This is a genomic window from Arthrobacter sp. TJ-254, from assembly GCF_058269175.1.
The window spans coordinates 61,875-76,028 of the sequence record NZ_JBZCNF010000004.1 but is presented as its reverse complement, the minus strand read 5'-3'; the positions used below and the strand labels follow the sequence as shown (position 1 = coordinate 76,028).

Genomic DNA, 14,154 nt, shown 5'->3' with positions numbered 1-14,154 from the left:
GAGAAGTCGCGGGATCGTTATCTCGGGCCAGGCCGCTCATTCGTGGTGGTAGGAGCGCCCGCCGGCAATCTCCTGGGCGCGGTACACCTGTTCGGTGAGGATCAGGCGGACCAGCTGGTGCGGGAAGACAAGCGGTGAAAGCGACCACACAAGATCCGCGCGCGAATGGACCGAAGCATCAACTCCGTAGGCGCCGCCGATGATCAGCGTCACTGGCCGGGATGTCTCCAGCGGCCGCAGCAGTGCGGTCGAAAGGGCCGGCGAATCCAGGGCCTTTCCGCGTTCGTCGAGGAGGATCACGTAGTCGCGCGTCCCGGCGACCTTGCCGAGCAGCCGTTCTGATTCCTCGCTCCGTGCAGAGTCGGCCTCACGCGCCGAATGGGGGAGGAACTGCCAGCTGAGGTCGAAGGGCTTCTTCAGCCTTTTCTCATAACGGGTGATGCCCTCGAGTACCCAACTCTCGTGTTTCCGCCCTACCGCAAGTACCCGGATCGCCATTCCCTCAGGTTATCGCGGCGTCGACGGGTGAACATTTCGTGTACAGCAGGTAAAAAGCAACAGTCCTTGCGGCAAAAAATAATGGATGCCCAGTCGCTGAATTATCAGTACGCTTACGAAACTTCCGAAGGAAACGAGAGGTGGGTGGCCGCATGACCGATCACAGCAACACAAGCACCAGCGAAAACGGGCTGCCCGCGGATGGAATGACGCGTCCCCGGACCGTCGCCGTCCTCCTCGCTGGGGGAATCGGCACCCGCATGGGTCTGGATATCCCCAAACAGCTTGTCCCCATCGCCGGACGCACCAGCCTTGAGCACACCGCCGAGGTGTTCCAGCACTGCAGCTTCATCGACGAGATCCTCGTGATGATGGACCAGGGCTCAATCCACCAGGCCGAGGGACTGCTTCCCGCTTCGCGGTACCCGAAGATCACCAAGATCCTCCCCGGCGGCTGCGACCGCAATGAAACCTCATATCTCGCCCTGCGGGAGATCGCCGATCCGGGAGCGAAGGTCGTCTTCCACGACGCGGTCCGCCCTCTCATTGACACCTCGATCATCCGGGCCTGCGTCGACGCACTCGACACCTATGACGCCGTCGACACTGGCATCCCCTCCGCCGACACGATCATCGAAGTCGATGAAGCGAACATCATCCGGGCGGTCCCGCCGCGCGCCTCGCTCCGGCGCGGCCAGACCCCGCAGGCGTTCCGGTGGGAAACCATCATGAAGGCGTATGCCCTGGCGCGGCAGGACCCGGACTTTGCGGCGACCGATGACTGCTCCGTGGTGCTGAAGTACCAGCCCGACGTCCCGATCATCGTGGTTCCGGGCCATGAAGCGAACATCAAGCTCACCCACCCCATCGACATCCACCTGGCCGACAAGCTCTTCCAGCTCAAGCACCGCACGGTCGAGCCGGTCCCGTACCCGGCCATCAGCCTGCGCGGCTCAACCGTCGTAGTCTTCGGCGGCAGTTCGGGCATCGGTGAGGCGCTGGCCCGGCAGCTTGAGGACGAGGGGGCGAACGTCGTCTGCCACAGCCGCACCGGCAGCGGAACGTTCGTTGAGGACCGTTCCTCGGTTGCGCGGGCCCTCGCATCCGCCGCCGCCACCTACGGCACCATCGACCACGTCGTGCTGACCGCCGGCGTGCTCACCATCGGCAAGCTGGTCGAGCTCAGCGATGAGCAACTTCAGCACGACGTCGGGGTGAACCTTATGGCGGCGTTCATCGTTGCGCAGGAGTCGCACTCCTATCTTGCGGCGTCCCGGGGCTCGCTGCTGCTCTACTCCTCGAGTTCGTACACCCGGGGGCGGGCCAAATACACCGTCTACTCGGCCACCAAGGCGGCGGTGGTGAACCTGACGCAGGCGCTCGCCGACGAGTGGAGCGAGGACTCCATCCGGGTGAACTGCATCAGCCCCAGCCGGACGGCGACCCCCATGCGGGTGAAGGCCTTCGGCGTTGAGGACGAACATTCGCTTGTCCAGGCGACGACCGTTGCGCGGGTGAGCGCCGAAGTCCTCGCCTCGGACATCACGGGGCAGGTGTTCGACGTACGGCTGCCCCAGTCCGACCCCCTGAGCGTGCCACTGGAAACGGCTAAGTGAAGGGGTGGATCACTGCGGATACCCAGCGGCTGAGGGTATCCGGTGCGGTGCTTTCCCCAGGTTCAGCCGTATCGGTGCTCCTTTCGGGGCGCCGGATCTGGACCTTCCGGGTCCCGGAGCAGGGCGAGCTCGACGGCCTGACCATCGACTGGCCGCCCGCGCTCGCCGAACGGCTCACCGGCAGGGCCCTGCTCGCCGTCGAACATGACGGCGACCTGCTCACCGACGAGCAGCCGGTTCAGTTCGACGAGAGCGGCGGGGAACTGCTGCTGTGTGAACCGGCCACCGGCGTTCCGCTTGTGGTCAACAAGTGGGGCAGGATCGCGCGGTCCTTCGAAGGCCGCGACGCCTCGCTGATCGAGGACGTCCTCGACGAGGCCGAGCACGTGATCTCGCTGCTTCACGACCGGCTCGGCCTCAAGCTCTTCGTCACCGGCGGCACGCTCCTCGGCCCGGTCCGCAACGGCAGGATCATGGCCCACGATGACGACGCCGACCTCGCCTACCTGAGCTCCCACGAGAACCCGACCGACGTCGTCCTCGAAAGCTTCGCCGTGGAGCGGCTGCTCACCAGCCAGGGGTACGAGGTGGTCCGCCACTCGGGAGGGCACCTGCAGCTCATGTTCCCGGGCGGGACGGTCGCCGACCGCTTCTACGTCGACATCTTCACCTACTTTGTCTGTTCAGGGTGGTTCCACGGGCCCTTCCACGCCAGGGAGCGGGCGGAGCTCGTCCGGATCCTGCCGCTGAAACCCCTTGCCGTCAACGGCCGGCAGCTGCCCGGTCCCGCCGATCCTCCCCAGCTGCTCGCCGCGATCTACGGTTCCGGCTGGGCGGTCCCGGACCCCACGTTCCGCTTCGTCACACCGCCCGCGGCCGCCCGAAGGTTCTTCTGGTGGCTCAACCACTTCGATGTGGACCGCGAGAACTGGGAGGACCTGCACCGGGCCGAAATCCAGGCCGATCCGGCGCCTCGACCGTCACAGTTCGTCAAGAACCTGCCCGATTTCCTTCCCGCCGGATCCAGCGTGCTCGACCTCGGCTGCGGCCTTGGAGCCGACGCCCGGTTCCTTGCCGGGCTCGGCCACGACGTCCTCGCCGTCGACTTCAGCCGCCCCGCCCTCGCATACGCCCGCGCCTCGGCCGACGGCGTTCCGGGAGGGCTGCGGTATGAGCGGGTGAACCTGAACATGGCACGGCACGCCCTCCACCTGCGCAAGGAATGCGCCGGAATGGGCCGGCCGGTCCACGTCTATGGCAACCAGCTCTTCAACGCGCTCAGCCCGCTCGGGTGGGACACCACCCTGAAACTGGTTGAGCACCTGCTGGCGGACGGCGGCAGGGGGTTTTTCGAGGTCGGCACGGGCGGAACCGTCGGCTCCACGAGCTGGAGCGATTACCGGCCGGTCGACTGGCAGCGGTTCCAGGAGCAGCTGCGGCGCTACCGGCTGGTCATCGAAGAAGAGGCGACGGTGCCTGCCGCAGAGTCCACCGGCGTCGAGGTCCGGCGGGTACGGGTAAGAAGGGAAACGAATGAATAGGCTGCGCGGAATGCTCAAGACACCGCTCCAGGCGGTGGTGCGTCTGGCGCTGCCCGGGGTCAAGGAGCGGCTAGACGCCATACCCGCGCTCCAGGCGGAGGTGGCGCGGCTGTCAGCGGAACTGGTCCGCCTTGACGGGGACCTGGACGAGTCGAGGAGGCTGAACCTCCGTGCCGCCGAACTGCTTGATGTCGTATACGAAGAACTCGGCAAACGGGAAGAGACACCCTCCGAAAAATATTCATCGCCCAATTTCACTAAGCATGCTTAGTATTGCCATCCACACAGCGCACGCCACCGGCACAACACCGACAGGAGGAGATCATGGCCAGCATCCCGCCACCGGGCCAGCCGATCGAGATTATCGGCGGCTTTGAGAGCACCTTCCTGCCCGCCCACGACCGGGACATTTTCGAGACCACCGAGCACGACCTCCGGTGGCAGGACGACCTCGGACTCCTCGCCCGGGCCGGCATTACCCGTCTGCGGTATCCCGTCCGGTGGCACCGGGTGGAAGAGGTGGAAGGCACCTTCGACTGGAGCGGCACCGATGAGGTGCTCGGATACCTACGCGCGCACGGGTTCCGCCCCATCGTCGACCTGGTCCACCACACGAGCTACCCGACGTGGCTGACTGACGGATTCGCTGATCCGCGTTTTGGGGAGGCCTACCTGCGCTATGCCGAAGCCTTCGCCCGCCGCTACCCGTGGGTCGAGGAATACACCCTTTTCAACGAGCCTTTCTCAACCCTTTTCCTCACCGGCCACGAGGGCATCTGGCCGCCCTACCACTCCGGGCTGCAGGGATTTGTCGACCAGCTCGCCAACGTTCTTCCGGCCGTCGCCGAAGCGAGCCGGATGTACCGGCAGCTCCTACCGGGAGCGCGGCACGTCTGGGTGGACACCTGCGAGTTCCATACGGGCTCCGATGCTTCAGGGCAGGGGTACGCCGATATGGCCAACGACCGCCGCTTCCTGGCAATCGACAGCTTCCTCGGGAAGGGGTACGACGCCGACAGCCAGCTCGGCCGGGACCTCGCCCCGGTGGGCGGGGAACGGCTGCAGGGCCTCGAGCCGGGCTTCGTCGACGTGCTGGGCCTTGACTACTACGCCCACTGCCAGTGGAACTTCTCGATCGAGGGAGGGTCGACCCCCACGCCGTCACCGTTGCCCCTGGCCGACCAGATCCAGCAGTATTGGGAGCGCTACGGCCTCCCGTGCATCCTCACCGAGACCAACGTCCGGGGACACACGTCGGACCGCGCCACCTGGCTGAAGTACGTTCTTGAGCAGTGCGAGACCGCGCAGGCGCGCGGCGTCGAGCTTGAGGGTTTGTGCTGGTTCCCGGTCATCGACTCGACAGACTGGGACTCCCTTCTCTTCCGGTGCGACGGGCATATCGACCCGGTCGGCGTGTACTGGCTCGACGAGGCCATGGACCGCCGAGGTTCGGTGATGTCAGTCTCCTACGCGCTCGCCGCCGGCGGAGCCCGGGCGGCGGACCTGCCCGCCTACCGTTTCGCCGAACCGGTCAACACCTGGCTTCAGGGATATTTCCCTCAAATGTCGCATTGGGACTGGCAGGAGCCTCCCGAGACCGACAAGGGCTCAAGCCTTCCCCGTACCACTACCCGAATGGAATTGAGGATCGTCGATGCAAAGTGAACTCATTGTTTTGTCGCACCTGCGGTGGGATTGGGTCTGGCAGCGGCCGCAGCAGCTCATATCGAGGATCGGCAGCACCGCCGGGCGCACCACCTGGTTCGTCGAGGAGCCGTTGACGCCCGCCGGCGTCGAGGTGACCGAGAACCGCCTTGCCACCCGGGAGACGGAGGACGGGCTTACCCGGGTCTGGCTCGAGATCCCCGAGCAGGGAAGACACGTTGGGTTCTTCGACGAGGTGCTTCCCGACTACATCGAGCAGCTCCCCAAGCTCCTGGGTAAACCGACCGGTGAACGCGTGGTGTGGATCTATACGCCGCTCGCCCTGGAGGTGGCGCTTGCCCTGCAGCCCACCACCCTCGTCTACGACGTCATGGACGACCTCGCGGCGTTCAAGGACGCAGCCCCCGAGCTGATCGTGCGCCAGCGCCAGGCACTCCGCCGGGCCGACGTCGTCTTCGCCGGCGGCCGCTCCCTCCACCGGTCCGTCGTTCGGCAGGGTCGCGAGGACGCCCACCTTGTGCCAAGCGGTGTCTCGACCGAGCACTATGCGGCCGCAGCCCGGCGGGCCAACCGCGAAAGGCACCGCCCGGTCGCCGGCTACGTCGGTGTTCTCGACGAGCGGCTCGACCTCGACCTCATTGCGGAGGCCGCGGCGCTCCTGCCGGACTGGGACATCCAGATGATTGGGCCGGTGTGCAAGATCGACCCGGCCAGCCTCCCCCAGGCACCGAACATCAGCTACCTGGGCCAGCAGCAGTATGCCGACCTGCCGCGGCTGATGGCCAACCTCGACGTCGCGCTGATGCCCTTTGCCCTCAACGAGGCAACCCGGTCGATCAGCCCCACGAAGACGCTCGAATACCTCGCCTGCGCCCTGCCCGTTGTCTCGACGCGCGTACCCGACGTCGTCGCCGACTTCGAAGGCGTTGTCGACCTGCAGGACGACGGCGAGGGGTTCGCTGCGGCGTGCCGCAGGCTCGCGGGCCGCGCCGGGGAGGAAGGCACTCCCGAGCTGAAACGCCTCCTGAAACGGCACCACTGGGACCGGATCGCCGTCCTCATGGAGAAACTGGTCTTCGCTCCAGCGGAAACACGGATCGCCGAGTCCGCAGAAGCGACAGCCTGACCATCATGGCCGAGGGGGAGGCCAGCCGGGGCGGGGCCGGATCAGCAGAGCATCCGGCCCCTGAACATCTGATCCTGCACCTGAGCGACACCCATTTCATCGGCGAGGGGCGGCTCTACGGCGGCGTTGACAGCGAAGCCCGGCTCACGCAGCTGCTCCGCGAGACCGTGGCCTCGGGGGTCCGCCCCGAGGCGATGGTCTTTACCGGGGACCTCGCGGACCGGGGCGAGGCGTCGGCCTACGAGCGGCTGCGGCGCCTCGTCGAACCGGTGGCGCAGGAACTTGGAGCTCAGCTGATCTGGGTGATGGGGAACCACGACGAGCGGGCCAGCCTGCGCCGGGCCCTGCTCGGCGAGCGGCCGGAGGAGACCCCGCTTGACCGTGTTCACTGGCTGGGCGGCCTGCGCATCATCGTCCTTGACACATCGGTTCCCGGACACCACTACGGCGAGCTGACCGCCCGCCAGCTCGAGTGGCTGGCCGCCGAGCTTTCCCGCCCTGCCGCCGAGGGCACCCTCGTTGCAATGCATCATCCGCCAATGCCGATGATCCAGAATCTTGCGATCCTCACCGAGCTGCGCCGCCAGGACCTCCTTGGAGAAGTGGTGCAGGGCACCGACGTGCGCCTGATCCTTGCAGGCCACCTCCACTTCTCCTCGAGTGCGATGTTCGCCGGCATACCGGTGTCGGTGGCGTCGGCCACCTGCTACACACAGGACCTCAACGTTGTGGTCGGCGCCTCCCGCGGCCATGACGGCGGCCAGGCATTCAACCTGGTGCACGTGTACCCGGACACCATCGTCAATTCCGTCGCATCCCTGGGGGCGTTCGCCACGGTGGGGGAATACGTCAGCGCCGAGGAATCGCACCGGCGGCTCCGTGCGGCCGGTGCCCCGGCGGTGCGACGGGCGGCCCGGCGGTAGGCGGCCCAGCTGCAATGAGGGCAGTAAAAGGGGCAGCAAAAAGGGGACCCCGCCGCAGTGCGGCGGGGTCCCTTGGCGTTAGCTGGAAGTGTTGGAGGGACTAGCCCTGGCGAGCCTTGACGCGGCTGTCCTTCTTGTTGATCAGGAAGGTGCGTCCGCGGCGGCGAACGATCTGGGATCCGGGAATCTGCTTCAATGCCCTCAGCGAGTTGCGAACCTTCATAACTTGCTCCTTTTGCTCGGGAAAGGGCGGGGTGGGCGGTACGCCTCTCACCGGCAATCCCTGGCTGGGGACTGCTTCTGCCTTTTCATCCCCTAGAACACCAACGAGGGACTCTTTGTTCCCGAAGCCCGGGGACTGGAGTTCGGTGAAGTTTCCGACGCTTGAGCGCAGGGTGCAGGGGCCCAGGCATCTCCGCCGGTGGGTGCCGGTCAGGTAATTTAGGTGAAACTGCCGGACCCTGAAATTAGAGTGTAGGTACGCGGCCAAAGTTCCGGTCAGCGACTCCAATTTGGGGGGAATCATGAAGAATTCCATCGCACTTACCGCCGCTCTTCTGATTGGGCTCGGGCTGTCGGGCTGTGGCGGGGCGGACACGGCAGGAACGGCCCCGAGCGAGGCCCCTACGACCCAGGACGCAATTGAGGAAGTCCCCTCCAATCAGAGCGTGGCGTTCGGCGATACTGTGACCTTCGAGGGGGGTGTGGAGGTGACCGTTGAATCCCAGGGCTTCCAGGCCGCTTCCGGTAGTGCAGCAGGGGCAGTCGACGGCCAGTATGCGGTCTTCGAGATCACCGTGGTCAACAACGGCGAGGCAGAAGTGGACGGCGGCCTGATGAATCTGCCAACGGTTCGTGCCGGTGCCTCCGGGACAGCGGTTCAGCCGGTTGTCGATTCAGACACGGGCATCGGCATGGACGTCCTCTCGACAATCCCGGCCGGCGGAACTCAAACCGCAAAGTTTGCCTACGGCATCGCCGCTGCTGATGCGGACATCATCCAGATGGAGATCGTGGATCCAACCTCGACCGGCGAGGACGCCATCTATCAGGGCGCAATCGAGTAGACGCCCGCAGGCGAAGACCCGACCGGCGGGGTGGGTGCAGCTCGACGTCGACCTGTGCCGGGCGTGACAGCGGCCTGCCCGCAGATCTCCTCATTGGGTGGGGGCGCGGGATGGAGGGCCCGAATAGGGCGGGGCGTAGGGTGGAAGCTGGACGAAAGGAGCACTTCATGAAGAAAATCCTCATGGTACTGACCAGCGTTTCCGAGATCGGCGATACCGGCGAGAAGACCGGCTACAACGTGGCCGAAGCTGCACATCCCTGGAAGGTCTTCAAGGATTCCGGGCATTTCGTCGACTTTGCCTCGATCAAAGGCGGCCAGCCTCCGCGCGACGAGGTAGACAAGGATGACCCAATTCAGGTCGCCTTCACGGAGGACGAGACCACGCGTGCCGGCCTCTACAACACGGCCCGCGTCGACGTCGTCAATGCCGACCAGTACGACGCCGTCTACCTCGTGGGTGGCCATGGCACCATGTGGGATTTCCCTGACAGCGAAGGCCTGCAGAACCTGGTGGCCAGCGTCTACAACGCCGGCGGCGTAGTCGGAGCGGTCTGCCACGGACCGGCCGGTTTGGTGAACGTGGAACTGGACAACGGGTTCCGTCTCGTCGAGGGCCGGAGGGTGGCAGCCTTCACCAACGAGGAAGAGGTTGCCGCAGGGAAGGACAAGGTCATCCCGTTCTCGTTGGCAGACCGGCTCGAGGAACAGGGTGCCACCCACGTCGCCGCTGATGTCTTTGAGGAGAAGGTCGTGGTGGATGAGCGGTTGGTGACCGGCCAGAACCCGGCCTCGGCCGCCGGTGTGGCTAAGGAGATGGAGAAGCTCCTTGCGGAGGTCATTCACCAGGAGAAGGCCGAGGAGCAGCACGAGGCGGAAGCTGTCCGCGCCGAGAAGGACGCCAAAAAGGCTGCCGCGGAAGCGGAGCACTAACCGCCCGCAGCGAGTTGTACTCGGCGGCCGCCCCGACGACCAACGAGTCAAAGCAAAAGGCCCTGCTTCCCTTACAGGGGGAAGCAGGGCCTCGCTACATGGCGGTGACGGTGGGATTTGAACCCATTTCTGAGGGCCTGCGGACTCAGAGTGTTGCGTCAAAAGTCGCAAGAAATAAGCGATCCTAGCCATCTTGCTCACGGGCAAGCACAGTTGCTCACAGGTACTCCTGCACCAAAATGCACCACGGTCAGTTATTCACGGGCATGGGCTGCTCGTACCGAATTTTTGATGATCCCGCGTGGAGAACTGGCCGGGGACGGACTCAGAAGTGGCAGCTTCCAGTAGTCGGTTGACCAGGGCACGGACTGCCAGCCAGGGCTTGTGGGCGGGTCTTGCGGAACCCCGGAACCCGGGAAAACCGGGAGTTGGATCAACGCTCTAGGGGAGGGACCAACTGCCGGTGGAGGAACCTGCTACGGGGCGGTTTTGGGATAAGCAGACCTTTTTCCTGATGTGGCTGGTTTCACCACCGCTACGACTTCGGTTTACGGAACCGATTCACCGTTCGCGCCCAGCTAACGCAGCTGAAAACTCCTGATGTAACTGGGGTGGAAGCCGTCAAGACTGTTGAGTCTGCATAATTCGGCTTCCTAACCGCCGCTATCTCACGATCGCGCGGGCGTGGACCGGAGACCTCGTTTGGTTAGTTGTTTGACTGCTCTCGGCTTTAGGTCGAGTCCGCTAGACGACACGTCGACTACCTAGCGCCCGCGCGGTGGGGAGCGGGATCGTGTGCCGGAGCCCGCCCTTGCCCTCTTGGGTATGTCAGGCGGGGGAGTTGGCTGCTGAGGGTTGGAGGCGGATGTCTTTCCGCAGCCGATGCGCCTGCACAAGGATGGAAAGTGCGGCGAAGGCCATAATGGTGAGGGCATAGAACTGCACGGTTGTCACCAGCCCTACCAGCGGTGCGAGCTGCCCGACGATGATGACCGGGATGCTGAATGCCAGGTAAGCGGCGGTGTAGACGCCGGAGAAGACGCCGGCTCGTTGGTGCGGTTGGATGTGCGGGGCGATGAGTCGGACCTGTCCGCCGAATGAAGCGCCGAAGCCGGAACCTCCAAAGACAGCTCCGATCCAGACGGCGGCCAACCACCTTTCGTTTATTCCTGTAAGTACCAGGACGATCCCGATGAAGACAAGGATCATGCCGATCACCGTGCTGCGCCGGGCGGGCTGCTTGGTGAAGACGAAGCTGGATACTGCTGCCGCGAATGGGCCAACGGATGCGGTCAAGCCGCCCACCAGGCCGCCGTCGAGTCCGAAGTGGACCCGCAGTACCACGGGGGAAAGCCCGAGGAAGAAGGCGGGGAACATCCAGCCCGCGATGTGCACGGGGATGCCGGCGAAGAACTCAGTGCGGATGCTCGCCGGGAGGACGAGGCGTGGCCAGAGTGAACGAAGGGCGCCGGGACGCTTCGCAGCTGTTTCCGAGGTGAAGCTCAGAAAAATTACTCCCGCGACCATGACGCCGGCGAGGATCGTGAAGATGAGCCTGTTGGCGTCCGGGGTGAACTGGACGGCGGCGCCGGTTACCAGGGCACCGATGCCGAGACCGCCGGCAACGGATGCTGTGGCGAGGCCTCCGGCCAGCTTCTTCAGTTTCGCCGGGGCGTGCTCGTTGATGGCGGCGTTGAAGGCGCTGGTGGCGACACCGGTGGCCAGGCCTTGCAGGGCACGGGCAACAATCACCCAGGTAATTGTGGGTGCGAGCAGGAACACCAGCATTGAAACAATCTCCCCATACAGCGCGGCGAGCATGACCGGGCGCCGGCCGACGTGGTCGGAAAGGGAGCCGCCCACCAGCAGCGCCGCTAGGAGGCCCAACGCGTAAACGGCAAAGGCGATGCTCAGGCTGCTGGCCGAGAAGCCCCACTCCTGCTGGCGGAGCGAGAGCAGCGGTGTGGGGGCACCGGCAGCAAAAAAGAACGCGGCGAAAACCACCGTAAGTCCGGCGAAAGAGGAAGTGCTGGGTGCTAGTAGACGGGGCAACGCGGGATTCTCCTTGGACAGATCGGTCTAACAGGGTCCTCCATTTAGACAGATCGGTCTAGCAAAATCAACCTATTTTTAGACAGATCTGTCTGATAGTCTTGGTGTATGGTTTCAACGCGTCCGTCTGCACGACAGCGCCTCCTCGAGGCTGCTGACCGCTTGTTCTACGCCGAGGGTGTCCACACGGTCGGGATCGACAAAGTGATCGAAGAGGCGGGGGTTGCCAAAGGCTCGCTTTTTTACAACTTCTCGGGCAAGGACGACTTGGTGGCCGCCTACCTTGAAGGCAGGGATCAGCGGCGACGCGACCGGATCGCCCGGCACCAGCAAGGCCTGAAAGATCCAATCGAAAAACTGCTGGCAATCTTCGACGCCCTGAACGAAGCGGTTGCTGCCCCAGGTTACCGGGGCTGCGCCTTCGCCAACGCAAACGCCGAAGCCCTCCCTGGCAGCGTAGAAGCCAAAGCCCTCCGTACTTTCCGGGACTGGCTCGCCGATACCCTTCTGGCCCTGGGCAAAGAAGCAGGATTCACTGACGCTGCCGATGTGGCGGCCCGCCTCGGGCTGCTTTACGACGGGGCCGTCGCCAACTCCCAACTGGACACCCACCCGGACGCGGTCCGCCTCGCCAAAGAACTCGCCTCCATGGTCCTCAACAGCTCACCTAGGACCACCTGAGGTGGAAACTATGGGGCACGCGAAGCCGCCAATTTCTGCTATCCAGGTTCCAGTCTGCGTTTGCACTGGGTGCCATGTGGCAGAAGATTCCAGTAACAACCGCGCTACCGCCGCGGCGTCGTCCTCGCCGTTCTGATGGTCATGGCGGCCTTCTGGAGCAAGGACCTCCTCGGTCTCCGCTAGGTCACTCGCCGCGACGGGTTGCGGGCCAGCTTCTGCTGCGTGTTCCGCCCACGCCCGTCCAACCGGCTGGGAAACGACCGGCATAAGAACCTCCGGGAATAGGTTCTGAGCAGACTCGATTACGAGTGTGTCGCTGGCAGGGATGACCCACAAAAGCACAGAACTCCCGCCGTCCAGTGGGTGGGACACCGCCAATGTCATGAGCCCAAACCTTGAGCTCAAACTTGCACTACCAATACCTCAACTAAGTTAGGAACTGAAGCAATGGATCACAAACTCGAACTCGGGTACGTCCAGGTCGATCCAGACATCACGCTCAGAAGGATGGTGGCGCAGACCACCACGCCAAAGGGAACTGTGCTTCTCCTGCATGGATTTCCGGAGACGCTGTGTGCCTGGAAAGACATGTCCCTGGCGCTGTCCACGGACTACGAAGTCCACGCCATCGACTGGCCAGGCTATGGTCTTTCATCGCGGCCCCCGGCCGACAAGTTTTCGTACTCGCCCAAAGATTATGCGCGTGTTCTGCAGGACTACATCAAGAAGGCGAACATCGCGACATCGACGCTCACGATCTATGCGACCGACATCGGAGCTCTCCCGGCCCTGCTAGCAGCTCTCGACGATCCGCAGATCGCCAGGACCATCATTGTTGGTGATTTCGCGCCGTTCAACAGGCCTCAGTACATGCACGACGGATTGCAAAGTCTGAAGTCGGAACCCTCAGCAAGTGCGACGCTCGCCGGCTACAAAAGCAGGACCAGTGCGGAGCTTCTCGACACCGCCTTGAAGGGAGGTATTCCCAAAGAAGCGCAGTTTGAGGCTTCGGCTGAGTTCAAGGATGACGTCTACCGCACATGGAGCCATGGCGGAATGACACCGCCAGACGCCTTCTACCACTACTACTCCCATTTTACGCGAGATGAAGATTATCTTGAGGCGAACATCGACAAGCTCAAAACGCCCGTGAAAGTCGTCTGGGGCGAGAAGGACAACTTCATCAAGAAGGAAATGGGGATCGAGTTCGCGCAAAGGATTAACGCGAACATCCGTATTCTTCCTGATGTGGGACACTACGCCCACCTGCAAAGCCCGGAGCTGGCCATTGAGGAGATTCGCGCCTCATTCCGATGACCGCGCGGTGCCCGTTCCAGGGGGCTGCTGCAAACATCGTGCACTTCTCTGGCAATTGTGGCGAAGCCGGAGAAAAGGTATCGGCCGAGAGCTTCGCAGCTACTTCCATTCCCGTGTTTTCAGAGCGCCGATAACCGTCGTTGTGTTGTGTGAGACCATCAGACCGTTCTCGTAGCCCCCGGTGGAGTGCCACTACTCGATGCGTTAGAAAAGGGTGGGCGCCTCGGTCCCGGTACACTGATCGGCCAGCTCACGCACCTGGTCAAGACGGTCGTTATTTACCGTCCACCGTCCCCGCTGGGAAGACCGGTTCCAAGACACCTGTCGGAGGAGCTGTGGCCCGCTCGTCTCTGACTGCCTTGCTGCTGGCCACCTTTCTCCGTGGGCCTGACTACGATGGGTGATCATGGACCAGAGGGCTATTGAAGGTGCTGCATTGCCGGATAACCGGACGTACACCTCAATGTCCTTGGAGGGTGAAGCGGCCGTAGGGCGCGTCGCAATTTGGGCTGCATGGCTGGAACAGGCGTTGGCCCACTTTTGCTCGGCGCTCATCAATGGCAGGACTGGGGTGGGAACGACTCTGACCGAGGGTATGACTGGTTCGGGACAACCCAACAGACGTAGAGCGTGTGCACTCACTATCCGCTCGAGTACCCTCACCGTCTCATGGACGTCATAAGCGTCGAAACCCTTGTTACCGTGGGCCAGATCGTTGCAAACTCGGCTTAGCGCG

General features: G+C 63.8%; 13 protein-coding genes. 10 read left to right on the top strand and 3 right to left on the bottom strand.

The annotated features are described in order from the left end of the window. Positions 1–36: 36 nt before the first annotated feature. Positions 37–498 (bottom strand): 23S rRNA (pseudouridine(1915)-N(3))-methyltransferase RlmH, encoded by a 462-nt coding sequence (locus AC4D14_RS11845; protein ID WP_490902518.1) that lies wholly within the window; start codon positions 496–498, stop codon positions 37–39. Positions 499–650: 152 nt separating this feature from the next. On the opposite strand from AC4D14_RS11845, the gene AC4D14_RS11840 reads away from it, so the two are divergent. Genes AC4D14_RS11840 through AC4D14_RS11815 form a run of 6 tightly spaced genes read left to right on the top strand, consistent with a single transcriptional unit; the run spans position 651 to position 7,369 of the window. Beyond that, a complete protein-coding gene (locus AC4D14_RS11840; protein WP_490902516.1) occupies positions 651–2,114 on the top strand; it encodes an SDR family NAD(P)-dependent oxidoreductase in 1,464 nt (487 codons plus the stop codon). After that, positions 2,111–3,655, top strand: a complete 1,545-nt coding sequence (locus AC4D14_RS11835; protein ID WP_490902514.1) for a class I SAM-dependent methyltransferase — start codon at positions 2,111–2,113, stop codon at positions 3,653–3,655. The genes AC4D14_RS11840 and AC4D14_RS11835 overlap by 4 nt, the downstream gene beginning before the upstream one ends. Before the next feature lie 10 nt (positions 3,656–3,665). After that, positions 3,666–3,926: a hypothetical protein gene (locus tag AC4D14_RS11830; protein ID WP_490902512.1), complete on the top strand. Its 261-nt coding sequence runs from the start codon at positions 3,666–3,668 to the stop codon at positions 3,924–3,926. A 53-nt stretch (positions 3,927–3,979) separates the two neighbouring features. After that, positions 3,980–5,320 carry a family 1 glycosylhydrolase gene (locus tag AC4D14_RS11825; protein ID WP_490902510.1) on the top strand — a complete coding sequence of 447 codons (1,341 nt, stop codon included), beginning with the start codon at positions 3,980–3,982 and terminating at the stop codon, positions 5,318–5,320. Then, the gene (locus AC4D14_RS11820; RefSeq protein ID WP_490902508.1) at positions 5,310–6,446 is read left to right on the top strand and encodes a glycosyltransferase; all 1,137 of its coding nucleotides are present in this window, start codon (positions 5,310–5,312) and stop codon (positions 6,444–6,446) included. The genes AC4D14_RS11825 and AC4D14_RS11820 overlap by 11 nt, the downstream gene beginning before the upstream one ends. A 5-nt stretch (positions 6,447–6,451) precedes the next feature. Further along, positions 6,452–7,369 carry a phosphodiesterase gene (locus AC4D14_RS11815; RefSeq protein WP_490902506.1) on the top strand — a complete coding sequence of 306 codons (918 nt, stop codon included), beginning with the start codon at positions 6,452–6,454 and terminating at the stop codon, positions 7,367–7,369. A gap of 100 nt (positions 7,370–7,469) precedes the next feature. Here AC4D14_RS11815 and AC4D14_RS11810 read toward each other — a convergent pair whose 3' ends face one another. Beyond that, the gene (locus AC4D14_RS11810; RefSeq protein ID WP_490902503.1) at positions 7,470–7,592 is read right to left on the bottom strand and encodes a ribosomal protein bL36; all 123 of its coding nucleotides are present in this window, start codon (positions 7,590–7,592) and stop codon (positions 7,470–7,472) included. Between the two features lie 301 nt (positions 7,593–7,893). Between AC4D14_RS11810 and AC4D14_RS11805 the strand changes: the two genes are divergently transcribed. Both AC4D14_RS11805 and AC4D14_RS11800 read left to right on the top strand, forming a co-directional pair. Further along, positions 7,894–8,436: a hypothetical protein gene (locus tag AC4D14_RS11805; RefSeq protein WP_490902500.1), complete on the top strand. Its 543-nt coding sequence runs from the start codon at positions 7,894–7,896 to the stop codon at positions 8,434–8,436. A gap of 167 nt (positions 8,437–8,603) precedes the next feature. Beyond that, positions 8,604–9,368, top strand: coding sequence for a type 1 glutamine amidotransferase domain-containing protein (locus tag AC4D14_RS11800; RefSeq protein ID WP_490902498.1), 765 nt, complete (start codon positions 8,604–8,606; stop codon positions 9,366–9,368). 828 nt (positions 9,369–10,196) lie between these two features. Here AC4D14_RS11800 and AC4D14_RS11795 read toward each other — a convergent pair. Beyond that, the gene (locus AC4D14_RS11795; RefSeq protein ID WP_490902495.1) at positions 10,197–11,420 is read right to left on the bottom strand and encodes an MFS transporter; all 1,224 of its coding nucleotides are present in this window, start codon (positions 11,418–11,420) and stop codon (positions 10,197–10,199) included. Positions 11,421–11,528: 108 nt separating this feature from the next. Between AC4D14_RS11795 and AC4D14_RS11790 the strand changes: the two genes are divergently transcribed. Further along, positions 11,529–12,101 carry a TetR/AcrR family transcriptional regulator gene (locus tag AC4D14_RS11790; protein WP_490902492.1) on the top strand — a complete coding sequence of 191 codons (573 nt, stop codon included), beginning with the start codon at positions 11,529–11,531 and terminating at the stop codon, positions 12,099–12,101. A 447-nt stretch (positions 12,102–12,548) separates the two neighbouring features. Next, positions 12,549–13,418 carry an alpha/beta fold hydrolase gene (locus tag AC4D14_RS11785; RefSeq protein ID WP_490902489.1) on the top strand — a complete coding sequence of 290 codons (870 nt, stop codon included), beginning with the start codon at positions 12,549–12,551 and terminating at the stop codon, positions 13,416–13,418. Positions 13,419–14,154 lie beyond the last annotated feature (736 nt).

Coding starts and splice junctions, on each gene's coding strand:
- AC4D14_RS11785 (WP_490902489.1), top strand. CDS start 12,549: ATGGATCACAAACTCGAACTCGGGTACGTCCAGGTCGATCCAGACATC.
- AC4D14_RS11800 (WP_490902498.1), top strand. CDS start 8,604: ATGAAGAAAATCCTCATGGTACTGACCAGCGTTTCCGAGATCGGCGAT.
- AC4D14_RS11805 (WP_490902500.1), top strand. CDS start 7,894: ATGAAGAATTCCATCGCACTTACCGCCGCTCTTCTGATTGGGCTCGGG.
- AC4D14_RS11815 (WP_490902506.1), top strand. CDS start 6,452: ATGGCCGAGGGGGAGGCCAGCCGGGGCGGGGCCGGATCAGCAGAGCAT.
- AC4D14_RS11830 (WP_490902512.1), top strand. CDS start 3,666: ATGCTCAAGACACCGCTCCAGGCGGTGGTGCGTCTGGCGCTGCCCGGG.
- AC4D14_RS11790 (WP_490902492.1), top strand. CDS start 11,529: ATGGTTTCAACGCGTCCGTCTGCACGACAGCGCCTCCTCGAGGCTGCT.
- AC4D14_RS11845 (WP_490902518.1), bottom strand. CDS start 498: ATGGCGATCCGGGTACTTGCGGTAGGGCGGAAACACGAGAGTTGGGTA.
- AC4D14_RS11825 (WP_490902510.1), top strand. CDS start 3,980: ATGGCCAGCATCCCGCCACCGGGCCAGCCGATCGAGATTATCGGCGGC.
- AC4D14_RS11840 (WP_490902516.1), top strand. CDS start 651: ATGACCGATCACAGCAACACAAGCACCAGCGAAAACGGGCTGCCCGCG.
- AC4D14_RS11810 (WP_490902503.1), bottom strand. CDS start 7,592: ATGAAGGTTCGCAACTCGCTGAGGGCATTGAAGCAGATTCCCGGATCC.
- AC4D14_RS11820 (WP_490902508.1), top strand. CDS start 5,310: ATGCAAAGTGAACTCATTGTTTTGTCGCACCTGCGGTGGGATTGGGTC.